1 protein-coding gene is annotated in these 412 nt (G+C 47.8%); it reads right to left on the reverse strand.

Features of this window, described 5'->3' with window-relative positions; translation table 11 throughout:
- A partial coding sequence (locus ACYVRH_RS14825; protein WP_461257623.1) for a BMP family ABC transporter substrate-binding protein occupies positions 1–412 on the reverse strand: 412 nt, incomplete at both ends.

Raw genomic sequence — 412 nt, forward strand, 5'->3', positions numbered from 1 at the left:
CCATCATAGCGGAGGCAAGTTCAGCCGCCTTATTCGCGTCGGCCCACGAGCCAATTACGCGAAAATCAAGCTCTATATCGAGATCAACGCGCCTTGCGCCTTCCAGAAAACCGGGAACCATTTGTTTGGTTAAAAGCGGATATTCCTGCGCGGCGATAAAGCCAATCTTTTCCTGGCTGTTTGCATACGGCATATCGCTTGTCGTGACAAGACCGGCAAGATAACCCAAGAAATACGACTGCTCTCTTTGATTATAGTTGTACGTTCTGATTTGCGGATTTCCTTCGTACTCGGCGTCCGCTATTATAAACTTTTGATTTGGAAAATTCTTCGCTACGTTAGCGCAAATTTCAGGCAGAGACGGATTGGAGCCGATAACCACGTCATAATCGCCGCCTGAAACCATTTCACC

The sequence above is a fragment of the Treponema sp. R80B11-R83G3 genome (assembly GCF_054786115.1).